This is a genomic window from Vulcanococcus limneticus LL (assembly GCF_943369875.1).
Taxonomy (GTDB): domain Bacteria; phylum Cyanobacteriota; class Cyanobacteriia; order PCC-6307; family Cyanobiaceae; genus Vulcanococcus; species Vulcanococcus limneticus_A.
On record NZ_CALROT020000008.1, the window covers coordinates 157,135 to 170,742 of the forward strand.

General features: G+C 58.0%; 12 protein-coding genes. 8 read left to right on the forward strand and 4 right to left on the reverse strand.

The genetic code is table 11. The annotated features are described in order from the left end of the window. Nucleotides 1-69: 69 nt before the first annotated feature. Nucleotides 70-1,356, reverse strand: a complete 1,287-nt coding sequence (locus ACLV7J_RS10720) for a hypothetical protein (protein ID WP_411869078.1) — start codon at nucleotides 1,354-1,356, stop codon at nucleotides 70-72. A gap of 299 nt (nucleotides 1,357-1,655) precedes the next feature. Between ACLV7J_RS10720 and ACLV7J_RS10725 the strand changes: the two genes are divergently transcribed. The 7 genes from ACLV7J_RS10725 (at nucleotide 1,656) to ACLV7J_RS10755 (ending at nucleotide 8,884) form a co-directional block, all read left to right on the forward strand. Next, the gene (locus ACLV7J_RS10725) at nucleotides 1,656-2,030 is read left to right on the forward strand and encodes a hypothetical protein (RefSeq protein WP_411869079.1); all 375 of its coding nucleotides are present in this window, start codon (nucleotides 1,656-1,658) and stop codon (nucleotides 2,028-2,030) included. A 187-nt stretch (nucleotides 2,031-2,217) separates the two neighbouring features. After that, nucleotides 2,218-3,927: a hypothetical protein gene (locus ACLV7J_RS10730; protein WP_411869080.1), complete on the forward strand. Its 1,710-nt coding sequence runs from the start codon at nucleotides 2,218-2,220 to the stop codon at nucleotides 3,925-3,927. Nucleotides 3,928-3,971: 44 nt separating this feature from the next. Beyond that, nucleotides 3,972-5,078 carry a tetratricopeptide repeat protein gene (locus ACLV7J_RS10735; RefSeq protein WP_411869081.1) on the forward strand — a complete coding sequence of 369 codons (1,107 nt, stop codon included), beginning with the start codon at nucleotides 3,972-3,974 and terminating at the stop codon, nucleotides 5,076-5,078. Between the two features lie 142 nt (nucleotides 5,079-5,220). Then, on the forward strand, nucleotides 5,221-6,729 hold the full coding sequence (locus tag ACLV7J_RS10740) for a sulfotransferase (protein WP_411869082.1): 1,509 nt from the start codon (nucleotides 5,221-5,223) through the stop codon (nucleotides 6,727-6,729). After that, nucleotides 6,726-7,367 (forward strand): sulfotransferase, encoded by a 642-nt coding sequence (locus tag ACLV7J_RS10745; protein ID WP_411869083.1) that lies wholly within the window; start codon nucleotides 6,726-6,728, stop codon nucleotides 7,365-7,367. The genes ACLV7J_RS10740 and ACLV7J_RS10745 overlap by 4 nt, the downstream gene beginning before the upstream one ends. After that, nucleotides 7,348-8,184 carry a glycosyltransferase family 2 protein gene (locus ACLV7J_RS10750; protein ID WP_411869115.1) on the forward strand — a complete coding sequence of 279 codons (837 nt, stop codon included), beginning with the start codon at nucleotides 7,348-7,350 and terminating at the stop codon, nucleotides 8,182-8,184. Before ACLV7J_RS10745 ends, ACLV7J_RS10750 begins: the two co-directional genes overlap by 20 nt. Continuing rightward, nucleotides 8,177-8,884 (forward strand): glycosyltransferase, encoded by a 708-nt coding sequence (locus tag ACLV7J_RS10755; RefSeq protein WP_411869084.1) that lies wholly within the window; start codon nucleotides 8,177-8,179, stop codon nucleotides 8,882-8,884. The genes ACLV7J_RS10750 and ACLV7J_RS10755 overlap by 8 nt, the downstream gene beginning before the upstream one ends. Nucleotides 8,885-9,390: 506 nt before the next feature. Here the strand turns inward: ACLV7J_RS10755 and ACLV7J_RS10760 are convergent. The 3 genes from ACLV7J_RS10760 to ACLV7J_RS10770 form a co-directional block, all read right to left on the reverse strand. Beyond that, nucleotides 9,391-9,750, reverse strand: a complete 360-nt coding sequence (locus ACLV7J_RS10760) for a class I SAM-dependent methyltransferase (RefSeq protein ID WP_411869085.1) — start codon at nucleotides 9,748-9,750, stop codon at nucleotides 9,391-9,393. A 154-nt stretch (nucleotides 9,751-9,904) separates the two neighbouring features. Next, nucleotides 9,905-10,477, reverse strand: coding sequence for a hypothetical protein (locus tag ACLV7J_RS10765; RefSeq protein WP_411869086.1), 573 nt, complete (start codon nucleotides 10,475-10,477; stop codon nucleotides 9,905-9,907). Nucleotides 10,478-10,835: 358 nt separating this feature from the next. After that, entirely contained in the window at nucleotides 10,836-12,032 is a 1,197-nt protein-coding gene (locus tag ACLV7J_RS10770) for an HlyD family efflux transporter periplasmic adaptor subunit (RefSeq protein WP_411869087.1), read from the reverse strand. A 232-nt stretch (nucleotides 12,033-12,264) separates the two neighbouring features. Here ACLV7J_RS10770 and ACLV7J_RS10775 point away from each other — a divergent pair, with 232 nt between their 5' ends. Beyond that, nucleotides 12,265-13,602 (forward strand): sulfotransferase family protein, encoded by a 1,338-nt coding sequence (locus tag ACLV7J_RS10775; RefSeq protein ID WP_411869088.1) that lies wholly within the window; start codon nucleotides 12,265-12,267, stop codon nucleotides 13,600-13,602. Nucleotides 13,603-13,608: the final 6 nt, after the last annotated feature.

The following is a 13,608-nucleotide window of genomic DNA, read 5'->3' on the forward strand; positions in this document are numbered from 1 at the left end:
AAAAAAAGCACCTGCGCTAGGCAGGTGCTTGGAGTGGTTGAACGCCAGCCTAGGGCTGGTGCGTGGGGATCAGTCGCCGAACTCGAGACGGCGGTTGCCAGCGCCCGAGAGGAAGTCGACGCTGGCGTCGACCTCGATCAGCAGGTCGTCGGTGATTTGGTTCTTGACGTTACCGGCCACGAACAGGTAACGACCGCCATCAGCATTGAAGATGACAGCGCGGTAGTCGCCAAGGGCGCTGCTCAGCAGGGTGGCCCGCTCCTCAAGGGTGGAACCAATGGCCCCACTGAAGGTCACGACACCGACGGCGTTCGTGCTGAAGGCACCCACATCCGAGTTGGCTTGGACAAACACAGCGCCACCGCCAGCGTAGCTGGAAAGGGCGATGAAGGCACTTTGGTTGGCGCTTACGGTGACGTTGTCAACGTTGTCAATGTTTGACTCGCTGGCAGCGTCGTAGCGGAAGAAGTTGGATTGTGCGCCAGCAAAGAGCGTGTCTGCTCCCGCACCACCGAACAGAACGGCATTGTTGCCAGTCTGATCTTCAATCGTGATGTCATCGACGCCGTCACCACCGGCTGCCAACACATCGGCACCTGCGGAACCGGACAGAACGGTGATGGTGTCATTACCGGCATCGCCAAAGATCTCTTCGGCGCTGATTGCAAAGTTGACGTCAATTACGTCAGCCCCGGCCCCACCGTTGATGCGGGAGCCGCCACTCATGTTTTCAACGAAGATGGTGTCGCTGTTGCCACCACCTTGTACTGTAGAACCGTAGAGTCCGCTGACAGCGAAGGTGTCAACACCAGCACCCATGGCAATGCTGGAGCTATAGGCGGCTGAAGCCTCGAAGGAGTCGGCGCCACCACCCATGGCAACCTCGGAGTATTGGATGTAGCCGCTTGCACGGCCGACAGAACCGCCCCCGAGAACCGAGAAGGTGTCAGCTCCAGCGCCGAACTCAAACGTAGAGCTCTGTGCTGCACTGATTTCTACATTGTCGGAACCAGCGCCGAGGGTGATCTGGCTGTCGAGAAGGTAGGAAGCCGAAACGAAATCGTTTCCGTTGCCCAAGGAAACGACAGCGGTGTAGATGGCGCTGGCTTGAACCTCATCGCCGCCGGCACCGCCGAAAACCGTTGCTTGGGCGCTGAGGGTGTCAACGACAACGGAGTCAGCACCACCCGCCATGGAGTAGCTGCCTCCATCAGCCTGAAAACCCGTTCCGAAGACACGGTCGTCACCAGCCTGGGCAAGTACCGAAATTGCCGAGCCGTTGAGCAGAACAAACGAGTCGTTTTCAGTGGTGCCGGTCAGGGTCTGACCGGAGCCAATGGCTGTGAAAAATGCCATGATTGGATTGATCTGTGGGAAAGCCCTGCCAACATTAGCTCAAGCCACCACAACTGATCAACCCTGTGTGGTCCTTGCTGTTGCCGTCGTGCGAGTAGCCCGTCTCGACCAGTCCAAGCAAGCCAGCTGATGCATTGCGGTGACTGGTGTCTCAGTTGTCTAGCCCCCTGGTCTCCGGCCCTGCGCAGTCGCCAGCACCTGTGCAGGACGAGCCTCTGATGCTTTCCAATTGTTCGCAAACGCAGACCTCGGCCCCGGGCTCGGCCTCCGTTTCGGACTTCGTACCCGCTTCCAGGGTTTTGATCCAAGCCATCAGCCTTGAGGGTGTTCAGCTTGAACTTGGCCATAGCCTGTGGTCGCCAAGCCATGGCCAGTCCGGTGGTCACTCTGGTAACTGGCCTATCATTTTGGATTGCTCCGGGGCCGGCTTGTCTGACGGGCTTTATGTCGATAAGCCTAGGGATATCAATGAAAAAGCTCACTCTCTGAATGCCTACGGCGCCTGTGTCATCGCGCTGTGCCTTGAGCATTCACTTGCGCTGACCTTACTCTTGAGCATGGATGTCTACCGTAGATGTAGGCGGCGCGCGCCCAGCAAAGTTAACAGTGAGGCCCTCGGCTCCCTTCGCGCCATGACAGGCCTGGCCTTGGTCGCCGTCTGGAACATGTCCTGAAATCGGGCTGTTTCTGAAGGTTTTCCTGCAGGCGCCAGTTGCTTTTATCCCATGGGCGCGGTTGACAAACTGGCTTGCCTGTGCAGCTGGCGTAAGCATGGGACCTTGGCTTAGCGGCTCTCAGGCTGATGCTTGGGTCTCCACCGACTATGCTACTGTAACCAATGACTAAAATGACTTAATGGCCGTGCCGACCTTCGAGGATGCAGTCAAGATGCAACTCGCTGGCAATCTTGATTCGGCCGAAAAAACCTACCGGCAGCTGATTGCCGGTTCCAACGCGCCGCCGCCAGCCTTTCAAAATCTTGGCGCCATGTTGAGAGCTGCTGGCAAGTTAGATGAGGCCTTGTCAGTCTATAATAACGGTTTAAAGCTATTTCCCGCTAATCCTGCCATCCTGGCCAATCGGGCTAATATTATTCGCGCCAAATCTCCTGCGATGGCATTTCGCGATCTAGAAGCGAGCCTCGCGTCTGGCCCAGATAATATCAATGCATGGTACACAGCTTTTTCTATTCTCCGTGATCATCGCCTTTACCACAAGGCCTATGCGCTCATTCTTAAGGCTCTCCGCAGGTTAGGTGCTGAGCCAAGGTTATTACTGGGTCTCCACGTCTCCTTGGTTGACTTGGGCCACCTTTCCTCTTCCACAGATATCCACGGCGCTTTTTTCAAATCTCTGTCATCACTGGTTGAGGCATCCCTGCATGGTAAGCCCATCAAGGATGCTTTAGAGATCCGACTGTCTTTTGCCTTTGCTTTTGTGGAGGCTGGCCTTTCTGAGCATGGCCTGATGCATTATCACAGTGCGATGGCTCTGATTGCTGACCGTGCCGCTGTCCCTGTTGCTGAGCGCAGCAAAATCGATGATATTGTCAATTCAAGCTCATGGAATATTGCTTGTGCCCTGCTGAAGCAAGCATCTTTTCAGCAGGGTTGGAAGCTATTCGATTATGGGCTACGAGTCCCCGTTGACGGGTCTCAAAAGTGGCAGCGCTCCTTGCAGAAACCCTTTACGGGCTCGTCATTGCCGTTGTGGCGTGGCGAGTCATTGGAGGGTCGTCGCTTGCTTCTGCTTGAAGAACAGGGTGTTGGGGATTCGATGATGTTCTTATCCCTGCTGCCGCCTCTTTTTGATGAGGCTCTGCGTGTCGACGTCATTGTTGAGGATCGTCTTCAGCCAATCTATTCACGTGCCTATGAGCCATGGGGCGACAAGGTAACGGTATTTCAGCATTCCGATGCTTTGCTCGGCAAGGTGATCTCCAGCCGCTATGACTATCAGTGTCCTATCGGATCTATCTGCCAGTATCGATATACATCTCTTGAGAGCTATGCCCCGCGCGTGCCCATCCTCACGGCGAGGAAGGATGAGGTCTCGCGTCTTCGCAAGGGCTACCTTGCTGAACATAGCGGATCCAAAAAGCTTGTAGGCATCAGCTGGGTTGGAGGACTGAAGGAAGAGCGTATACTTAAAAAATGCCCACCGCTTGAGGTCTTCACTTCAATTCTGCAACAAGCCAATCCAGATATTGCCTTCGTTTCTTTACAGTACGGAACAGTTGCGCCTCAAATCGCTGCATGGCGCGAACGCGGGATCTCCGTCATCCATGATAACGGAATTGACCCGTTAGTGGATATGGAGGCATGGTTGGATCAAGTCGCAGCTTGTGATGCAGTGCTCAGCGTTGCAAACACCACAATTCATGGAGCCGGCGGACTCAATCTCCCTACCCTATGCCTTCTGAGCATCTTCTCTGACTGGCGATGGTTGGATGATCCAGCAGCCACCCACTCTTATTGGTATCCCAGTGTGGGTATTCTTAGGGAAACAAGGCTACATGGCTGGTCATCCGTGGCTGCCGATGCGGTGAAGTGGTTGAACGGTGGGATCTGATTCACCCCTCACTCTTGCACTCTATCCTTCCATACCGTTGACCCATGGCTCGATCTGATTTGTTTCAGCAGCTCATAAGCCTCTACAACTGTGGTAAGCACGACGATGTTGTCGCACGCGCTGAAAGCATGCTGGCTGCCGATCAGCGCTCCTTCGCCAGTAATCCAGAGGCCGCCTTCATTGTTGCTGCATCATACTATCAATTGAGCCGGTATAAGGAGGCTCGCTCCCTCCTCGATCCTCAGCGACCGCTCAAAACCAAGAATCTCCAGGTGCTTTCGCTTTATGGGGTGGTTTGTCGGAGGCTTGGCGACCTTCGCTCCTCAAGGGCTGCTCTATCGGTTGCCTTGAAGCTCAGTCCTGATGATCTTTCAATTCGCAATAACTATGCGAATCTGCTTATCGACGAGGGCCGTATTGAAGAGGCCCGCACCTTATTGAATGATATTCTACTCTCCAGTCCGGACTATGTTGATGCCAAGGCAAACTTAGCCCGTATCTCTGAGTCGCCTCTCGTCACGGGCTTGGAAGCTGTCCCTTCAGATCAAGGGCATGGCGTACCTCCTCTGCAAGCTGACTGGCCTGAGCTTGATCCTCTTCAGGCTGCCTTTGCAGAGGATGAGATTAATGATCCTTCTCGCAAGCGCCCACTCGAGAAGGTCCTCATTCGTGCCGTTAGGCGCCTGATTGCGCATTTGCCGCAGCCAGAAGAGCCCGCGCTTACGGATGAGCACCTTCAACTGGCGGTTCTGGCCATCCAGTCCAATGATCCTGAGGTTGCACTTGACTACTGCAATCAAATCCTCCTTGGCAAGCCAGCGATCCTTTCTTCTGTGTACCGCACAGCGGCTGACGCCTATCTTCAGCTTCAGCAATTCCATCAGGCCGAGATTGCTCTGCTTCACTCACTGTGCACTGGTGAAGCCGATTCTTCTGTCTATGTCAATCTCATAAGCTTTGCTCTGATGAGAAAGGACCATCGCCTGGCCCGCCACTATCTTGCATTGCTAGATGAGCTTGACCCGCATTGCACTAATCTGCGCGAGCTAAGGGCTGCTGTCGAGTCCCTTGAAGCTAAGCCGTTGGTCAATCTGTTTCCTTTGCATTGGTATCAGCCCAGTGGAGACATGTCGCCTGTGAATGGTCGTTAGTCTTCTGCCTTGGCTGTTCCCGCTATTCCTTCTGGCTCCGTTGCTCTATTCTTGGAGTATCTGGTTCTGGTTTGCGGTCCATGCTGCCGCCTGCCTAACGTCTCCTTCTCTTGAGCTGTAGCCAGCCACCCTCCGAGGCGCCATGATGATTCCCGCGGGTCTGTGTGATGAGGGTGTCCTTCTGTCAGCCACTGGCGCACGCCATCGGCGCGAGGCTGAGTTGGCGGCTTCTAGAATTCGTCCGCATTTACGTGGACGCCCTCTCTGGCTCGTCACCGACGCACCTGCTGATATAGCCGTAGATTGCTTTGACCGGATCATTCAACATCCGGATGTACATGGCAGCTATCGAGACAAGATCCCTCCCCTTCTGAATCTTCCGTTTCGGCGCACTGTGTTTCTCGACACGGATGTTGAGCTCTTGCAGCCGATTGATGATGTGTTCTCCCTGCTTATGGAGGTTGACTTGGTGGGCTGCCACGCGCCCGTACGCTGGAGTCAATGGCGGGATCCACAGGTTCCTGATGGACTCACCGAGTTGAACAGTGGTGTTCTAGGTCTTCGCCGTGGCCGGCGTTGCCGTCATTTTGTGCGTCGCTGGTTGAGAACCTACGACGAAGCGGCCGTTCCTTTTGATCAGGCCTCCCTCCGCTCCGCCCTTTGGTGGGGCATTCGTCGTGGCCTGCGCACCTGGGTCTTGCCGCCTGAATACAACCTGAGAACAACCAAGCCGTGGGTTGCAGGGCCTGGTCTCGCCGTCAAGGTGCTGCACGGTCGGATTCCAGACAGCATGCGTGAGCCTTTGCGCCGTTATCTGAATGACGACATCACCACATTCCGTTCCAGCAGCGCCTTCCCCACACGGCAGAATGCCGCAGTGGCCCTTCCCTCACCGTCCCAACCACCCTCGCATCGTCTCTTCATCCTTGGAGCGGGACGCAGCGGCACCAGCCTGGTGGCTGGCCTGTTTCGCCACCATGATCTGTTCATGGGCGACGCTTTGCATCGTCCCCGTGAGGCCAACCCGCTTGGTTTCTTTGAAGACCGTGAGATCAATGCCATCAACGAGGCCCTGCTTCAACCTCATGTGCCTGATGTGTTCGCTGATGGGCAGCGTTGGTTGGCGACGCTGGCGGATGATCGCGCTGTTCGGTCATCCCCAGGTCTCGACCGCCGTATCCGCAATCTCTATGCCCGTGGGGCCTTCTGCTTCAAGGATCCCCGCTTCTGCTATACCCTGGCTGCATGGCGGGATCTCCTGACTTCTGATGAACAGCAGGTAGCCCGCTACATCTGTGTTTTCCGGGATCCTTCAGCGGTTCTCGCCAGTACGTCTGCTGAACTCACCACCGCCCCCTACCTGCGTGGCTTGCAGGTTTCTGCAGTAGAGCTTGAGGCCAACTGGCTGGCTCTGTATCGGTCCGTGCTGAATCAGCACGTCTCCCATGGCCGATGGCTGTTTGTTCCGCATGAGTCTCTGTTTGGTGCCGATCGTCGTGGTCTGGATCGTCTCGAGGCCTTCACTGGCCTTGAGTTGGATCGCTCATTCGTGCAGCCCCATTTGCATCGTCAGCGTGGCGGTGAGCCTGTTTCTGCCGCCTGTCGCGAGCTTTATGACCACTTGTTGCAGCTCAGCCGAACCAATCCATGATTGTCCGTTCCAAAGTCTTCGGTATCGGCCTCAACAAAACCGGTACCACCACTCTGGGGGTGTGCCTGCAGCATCTGGGTTGTCGGCACGCGAGCTTCGACCTGCGCCTGCTTGAGCAGGTCTCCGCCGGCGACTTGGCTGGCCTGCACAGGGTCGTCGATCTCCATGATTCCTTTGAGGACTGGCCGTATCCCTTGCTCTTTGAGCATCTGGATGCTGCCTACCCCGGCAGTCGCTTCATTCTGACCCGCAGGCGCTCTCCAGAGGTCTGGCTGAGCAGCCTCGAAGCGCATGCCTTGCGCACCGACCCAGCAGAGGGTTCGCGGGCTCGCACGCTGGCCTACGGCTGTCCCTATCCCCAGCTTGCCCGCGTGCAGTACCTGGCGCGTTATGAGGCTCATCTTGTTCGCGTTCGGCACCATTTCCGTGACCGGCCCAGCCAACTCCTGGAGGTCTGCTGGGAGGAGCAGGCCGACTGGACGCCTCTCTGCGGTTTTCTGGGTGTGGAGACCCCGCGGGTCCCTTTCCCGCACGCCAATGCAGCCACTCTGCCGAAGCCGGAGCGCCTGCTGCAGAATCAGGAGGCGATTCGCCGCTTGAGTGCCGATGCGGGTGGTGATGACCCTCCTGTGCCGTGATGAGGCAGACATCATCGCCAGCACGCTGGCGTTTCACCTCGATCGTGGCGTCGACGAGATTCTGGTGACTGATAACGCCTCCGTGGACGGCACCACCGCCCTCCTGGAGGAGGCCGCCCGGTGCGGCCGGGTGCGTCTCCTTCATCAGCCCGAGCACAGCCATGATCAGGGCACCTGGGTGACGGCCATGGCACGGCTAGCGGCCCTTGAGCATGGCGCCGACTGGGTGATCCATGGCGATGCCGATGAATTCTGGTGGCCCTGCAGCGGCGATATCCGCCGCCAACTGTCCGCCGTCCCATCCGATGTGCAGGCTTTGTCGGTCCCGCGTCGCAACTTCGTGCCCCCTTCAGCGGACGCGACTCAGTCTGGCCATGCGCCTTTTCACCAGCGGCAATGGCTCCGTGAATGCCACTCCCGCAATGCCCTTGGCCAGCCGCTGCCGCCCAAGGTGTGCCATCGTGCCCATCCGGAGGTGGTGATCACCGATGGAAACCACGAGGCGTTGCTGCGCGGGATGCCGCTAGCGACCGCCCCTGCCGATGGCCTGGAGATTCTGCACTTCCCTGTGCGCAGCTACCCCCAGCTCGAACGGAAGGTGCGTCAGGGGGCTGAGGCTTTGGCTCGTAACACTCGAGTTGGTCCCGAGGTGGGGAACACCTGGCGCAGGCTGTATTCGCAACTCCAGAACGGCACCCTGGGGCACTACTACGACAGCCTGGGACCACCTGACGCCGCCAGCCTTCAGCTGCAGCTTGAGGCTGGTCACCTCACCTGCGACCGTCGCCTGCAGAAGGCCCTTGCTCCCCATGGTTGATGTCCGCGTCGCTGTGATTACCCCATACCACGGGGAACCCCTGGACTGGTTGGAGCAGTGCCACCAGAGTGTCTTGCGGCAAAGCTTTCCCTGCTTGCACGTCCTGGTGGCCGATGGGCGTCCTCTCCCCGAGCTCGACCATTGGCAGGTTGAGCACGTGCGATTGCCCCGCAGCCATGCGGACATCGGCTCGACACCACGGCTGGTTGGCTGTTATCACGCCATAGGCCTCGGCGTGGAGGCTGTGACCTTCCTTGACGCCGATAACTGGTATCAACCCGACCATGTGCGGCAGTTGATGGAGGAACGAGCCCGCAGTGGCGCTGCTTTCGTGTCCAGTTCACGGCTGCTCTGCCGGCTGGATGGCACTGTGATGGGGGCCTGTCCGCTCACCGATCCCGCAGGCTTCATTGATACCAACTGCATGTTGTTCGGTCGGGAAGCTTTCCCGCTCCTGCATCACTGGGTGCTGATGCCCACCTACGCCCATCTGATCGGTGATCGGGTCATGCTGCACCATGTGAAGTCTTCCGGCGTGCCTCGGGCTCACTGCCCTGTTCACAGTGTCTGCTATCGCTGCGGCAAGGAAGGCCTCTACCGGCAGATGGGTGAACGGCCGCCCGTTGGTGTTGGCGGCCGGCCGGACTATGAAGCAGCGTTCCGCCGCTGGGAGGAGGATGGTAACTTACCGTTAGGTTAGTATCTTCACAATGTTGCCACTGATTGCTGTTGCTTCGCAGTGGTAGAACATTTCTAGTGCATCTCTCCTGAGCCGGTTGGCTCATGTTGCTCTATTGTCCTGAGCCTGTAACCAGGTAGGCCATCCATTCCTGTTTTGGGTGCCTGATATGACCTGCCTTGTCAAGGCTCAACAGACCATGCTCCCGGTCGCTGCGAATCTCCAGGCATGAACTGAGATTGGGATCTTATACACATGGAGGCTGAAGAGAGAGTTGTCGGGGCCCGCCGTTTGATGTGAGCTCTCTATTGAGCATGTGGAGACAAGTTCTCGGTCCCTTCAGAAGTGCCTATGAATCAGAACGACGACGATAGACCATTAATGGCGCAATCCTTGTGAAACTTCCGTAAAAGCACATTGTGCCGTACGTCACCTGTAGCTTCTGCTGTAGATGCTCTGTGTGCGTGGCTCCTCCTCTGACCGCGATGAACTGAGGCTCCAAGCCAATGATTTCATCTAGTAGCATATCACCGCTCCCCTTGTGCTTTGCCTCGAGGTGCTGATGGACAGCCAAATAGAATACAGTATCGAATCCCCGCTTCTGAAAGTACATTCGGTCTGGAGAGGTCATCTCGCAGCAAGGTTGCTCTGCTTGGGCCTAGCTGCTGTTGTGCAATGTTAATACATAGGCTGTCCTGGTCTACTCCTGTGACGTGTGAGGCTCCAGCCTGCAGAGCTTCAAATGAGACAAGTCCAGTATGACAGCCCAAGTCTAGAATGCGATTTCCGTGGCATATGGCACGCATTGGATGGAAGTCGAGAGATCGCTCCCAGTTGCTAAGTGCAATGCACGCCTGTCCTTGATTCCTTTGCATGTGTCGACTCATTCCTCAAATCATGGCAATCATAGCTGATTGCCAATACAGCGATTCACTCAGGATCAATCCCTCTGGATAGGTCCAAGCTTCGTGCTGTCCTTGCTGAAATGGCATTTCTGCCCCCCCCCCGGTGGTGAGTGCGTGTGGGGATAGCAGGAGATAACTATTCAAAAAGCTGGTTGCCCTCAATCTCGCGTATAAAGTCTAACTTAGCCAGTTTGGCTCTAACCTGGCATTCAAGATTTGTTCGATCTTCCTTGGTCATTGATGCCGCGTTCTCGCGTGGCAACTCTTTGTAGGATATAATCTCCTGCCCGCCAATGCCCATGGTGCGAAAAGCGTCCTCAGAGCGGTTGATTTCGGCAAATCCATAGGCATGGACTTCGGCGAACGAGCGATGATAGCCGATAAACTTCTTATGAACAATCGGAAACAGGGCGCTGTCAAACTCCGCCCTGTGATAGCCCGATACCTGAATCTCCAGATATGACCCTATATCCTGTGTCGGTTGTCCAGCAAATCTCCTGTTGGTCTGGCAGCGTATGTACCGTGATACAAGGTGGGGGATCGGGTCGCGCAAGCAGGCGGAGACTATAATCCTGCCTTTGTGGCTCGTGAGCCCCCTGAAGGCCCTGGCCAATGAATCAGCTGGAAGTTCAAGTTGATGGTCGCGGTCGCACCCGTCAATTGCTAGGTCAGTATTTGAAAGCCTTTCACTGGCAATGAAGAGGGGCAAGGGCTCTGAAAGGTCACTATTGCGTAACTGCAGCAGTAATTCCAGGCACTTCGATAGGAGTTGAGAATTTAGCTCCCTTTTGCTTGATGTTGTGGAATAGTGTACTGAAGCATTTATGCAGACCTCGAGAGCCGCATGGAAGTGGTTGTCATGCCAATCTTCAAAAGGTATGGCCTTTAGAGCCTGTATTGCTTTGGCGCTTGCTGGTTCATGCCTGAGCGGTCGATGATAGACGTAAGGGCGTTTATAAAGAGGTATCACACCCCTGAGCTTTGGGAAAAGGTATCGTTGTGCTGTGGTGCTGCCTGTTCGAGGCGTGCCGACTTGAAGGATAAGCGCGTGATCTCTCGTCATCTCTCTATTGCTGGCGCAGGCTGCGAACCGAGTCAACCTGATTCACCAGTAGGTCGCTCAACAGGCTGATGACACGCTTTTCGCGCAGCTTGAGATTGGTGGTGATCGCCATGCCGCTCTGCAGGGGAATGCGAACACCTTTGGACTCCAGGTAGGAGCGCTGCAATTTGAGCTTTACCTGGAAGCGGTAGATGTTGCTGGTCTGGTCAGGTGGCAGGGCATCGGCTGCCACTTGCTCCACGCTGCCATCGAGATCGCCATAGCGCTGAAAGGGAAAGGCATCCACGCGTACCTTCGCGCTCTGGCCTGGTTTGATAAAGCCGATGTCCTTGTTGGGAACGTAAACCTGGGCATACAGGCCAACCTGGGGCACCAGCGTGAGGATTCTCTCGCCGGCGCCGAGCACCCCCTGGGGCCGCGCCTTGGGGTCAAAGACCACCCCATCCACTGGCGCCACAACCTTCTGATATTGCAGTTGCAGATTGGCCTTCAGCAGGCGATTGCGCATATCGCCGATGCTCTTCTGACTATCCAGCCTCAGTTGATCGGCCTGAAAACGAATCTGAGACTGCTCTTCATCCACCTGGCTGAGTTGCTTCTGAAGGTCCAGTACCTGATCCTGTCGCTCGAGGAACTGAAGCTTCTGGAAGCCGCCGCTACGTACTAGCTGGGAAAGCTCCGCTACGATACTCTCGCTAGTTTGAAGCTTCTGTTGTAGCACTTCTTTCCGGCCCCTCAGAACAGCTTCACGGCTTGCCAACGTGGCCTGCCTGGACAGCAGCTCGGATTGCTCGAGGGCAATCATGCCGTTAAGTGTGGCAGCCTCCTTGGCGGCCTCACGGGTGTCGAACCGGAGTAGTAACTGCCCCTTCTTCACGCGATCTCCATCCTTGTAGAACACCTGTTCCACGAGGCCGCCGGCAGGAGTCTTCACCTCCACGCTGCCGCCGATCGACTGCAGCTGCCCCGGCACGGTGACGACCTCGTCGATCTTGAACAGCACCCCGCCGAGGATTCCCAGCGTGCCCACGGCGATCAAGACGCCGGTAAGGGTCTGGGCCCAGACGGGGGTCTGGCGCAACACCAGATTCCTGTTCTTGGCCAGCCACTGATTGGCAGCATCGCTGATGGCCCGTTTGGGCTCCAGGCGTTTGCGGGGCTCAGCCTTCTCCTTCACTGGGGCGGTCTCGAGGGGGGTCAAACTGGCTTGCTGAGTGACGCTTGATGGTAGGACCGTACCCATGAATAGCGATCGCCTCGGCCCCCTCCTCGGCGCCGCTCAGCTCGTTTTGGTGGCGGGTCCCAGCCGCAGTGGTGTCTCCCTGACTGCCGCTCAGCTGGCTATGGATCCTGGGGCGCGTCTGTTGCAGTCCTCCTCGGATCTCGCTGGACGCTGGTTGCGACAACGCCCTTCCGGCGAACCCCTGCCGCCCTTGCTCGCGGCTGACCTGGAGAAGGCCCTCGTGGAGATCCACGGTCGCCATGGTCTTGAGGGGCCCATCAGCCATGTGGTGGTGCCCCTCCAGCAGCCCGATTGGCTCACGCTCATCCAAGCCCCCCCAGGCCTGGTGACCGGTCACCTGGTGCGGCTCAACCGGCAGCCAGCGGATCTGATCTGCTCCCTGGCGCGGTTCCCCCATCTGCAGCCATGCCTGCCCTGTCCGCGGGATCAGCGCGTCGCTTTTTTCCAGGCCGCCCTCCAGTCCCTGCAGGGTGAGGAGGCCCTGCTGGGGCAGTTGGAGCTGCAGTTGACAGGTCAGGGCATCCGCCGTCATCACCTGCATTTCGAGGAGCTGGTGGGCAACCCTCAGGCTCTTGTACGGCTGCGCCGCAGCCTCGGTTTGTCGGAGTCGGAGCAGCCCCCGCTCGCCGGCATCAGCCCGAGCCTCTGTTTCCGGGAACGCCCGCTGGATCAGGCCAGCCTCGGCCGCTGGCAACGTCAGCTCAGCACTGAAGAGCGGCAGCAGCTGGCGCCGATCCCCCCCGGTCTGCCGCCGTTATCCGCCCCTGAACCCTCAGATCCCCTTATCCTCACCGGGCGTGGTGGCAGTGGCACGCGTCTGCTGGCCGATGCGGTGATCAGCCAGGGCCTTGATCTCGGGGCCCGGCTCAATGCCAGCAGTGATTCGATTCAGTGGGCCGATCTGCTCTATGAAATGGCCCTCAGCGCCCTGCAGGGCCACAGCGGCCCATGGAGTGGCAACTGGGCTGAGGAGCTCCGGCACCGGGCCCGCTGCCTGGCGCTGCAGCGCCCTCCCTCCCAGCCGTGGGGGTTCAAGCTGCCGGAGGTGATGCTCGTGCCCGAGGCCCTCCTCCAGACCTGGCCGGGCAGCACCCTCGTGCATCTCGTGCGGCACCCGCTGGATACTTGCCTGCGGCGCACCCACATGACCTCCCGCACCAGCAACCCCGTCGGCAAGGCCCTTCTGGAGCAGGCCTATAGCGCCCTCGGGCGCCGGCAGTCGCCCGAAGAGGATCCACCCCATCTCCGCAATGCCGTGAGCTGGTGGTACCAGCTGCAGGAGATCCAGCGGGTGCGGCAGCAGTACCCGGCCAGGCTGCTGGAGCTGCGCTACGAAGACCTCTGCGACCAGCCACAGGCCACCACCCACGGGCTGATGCAGGCCCTGGGGCTCCCCAGCCGGCCCGTGGGGCTGACGGTGGATCCTTCACGCCGCCGCCGCTGGAATGCCGGCGACGAGCGGATCGACCAGGTGTGGGCCCTTTGCGGCTCCCTCGCTGAGATCTACGGTTACAGCGCTGAAGCCTGAACCGAG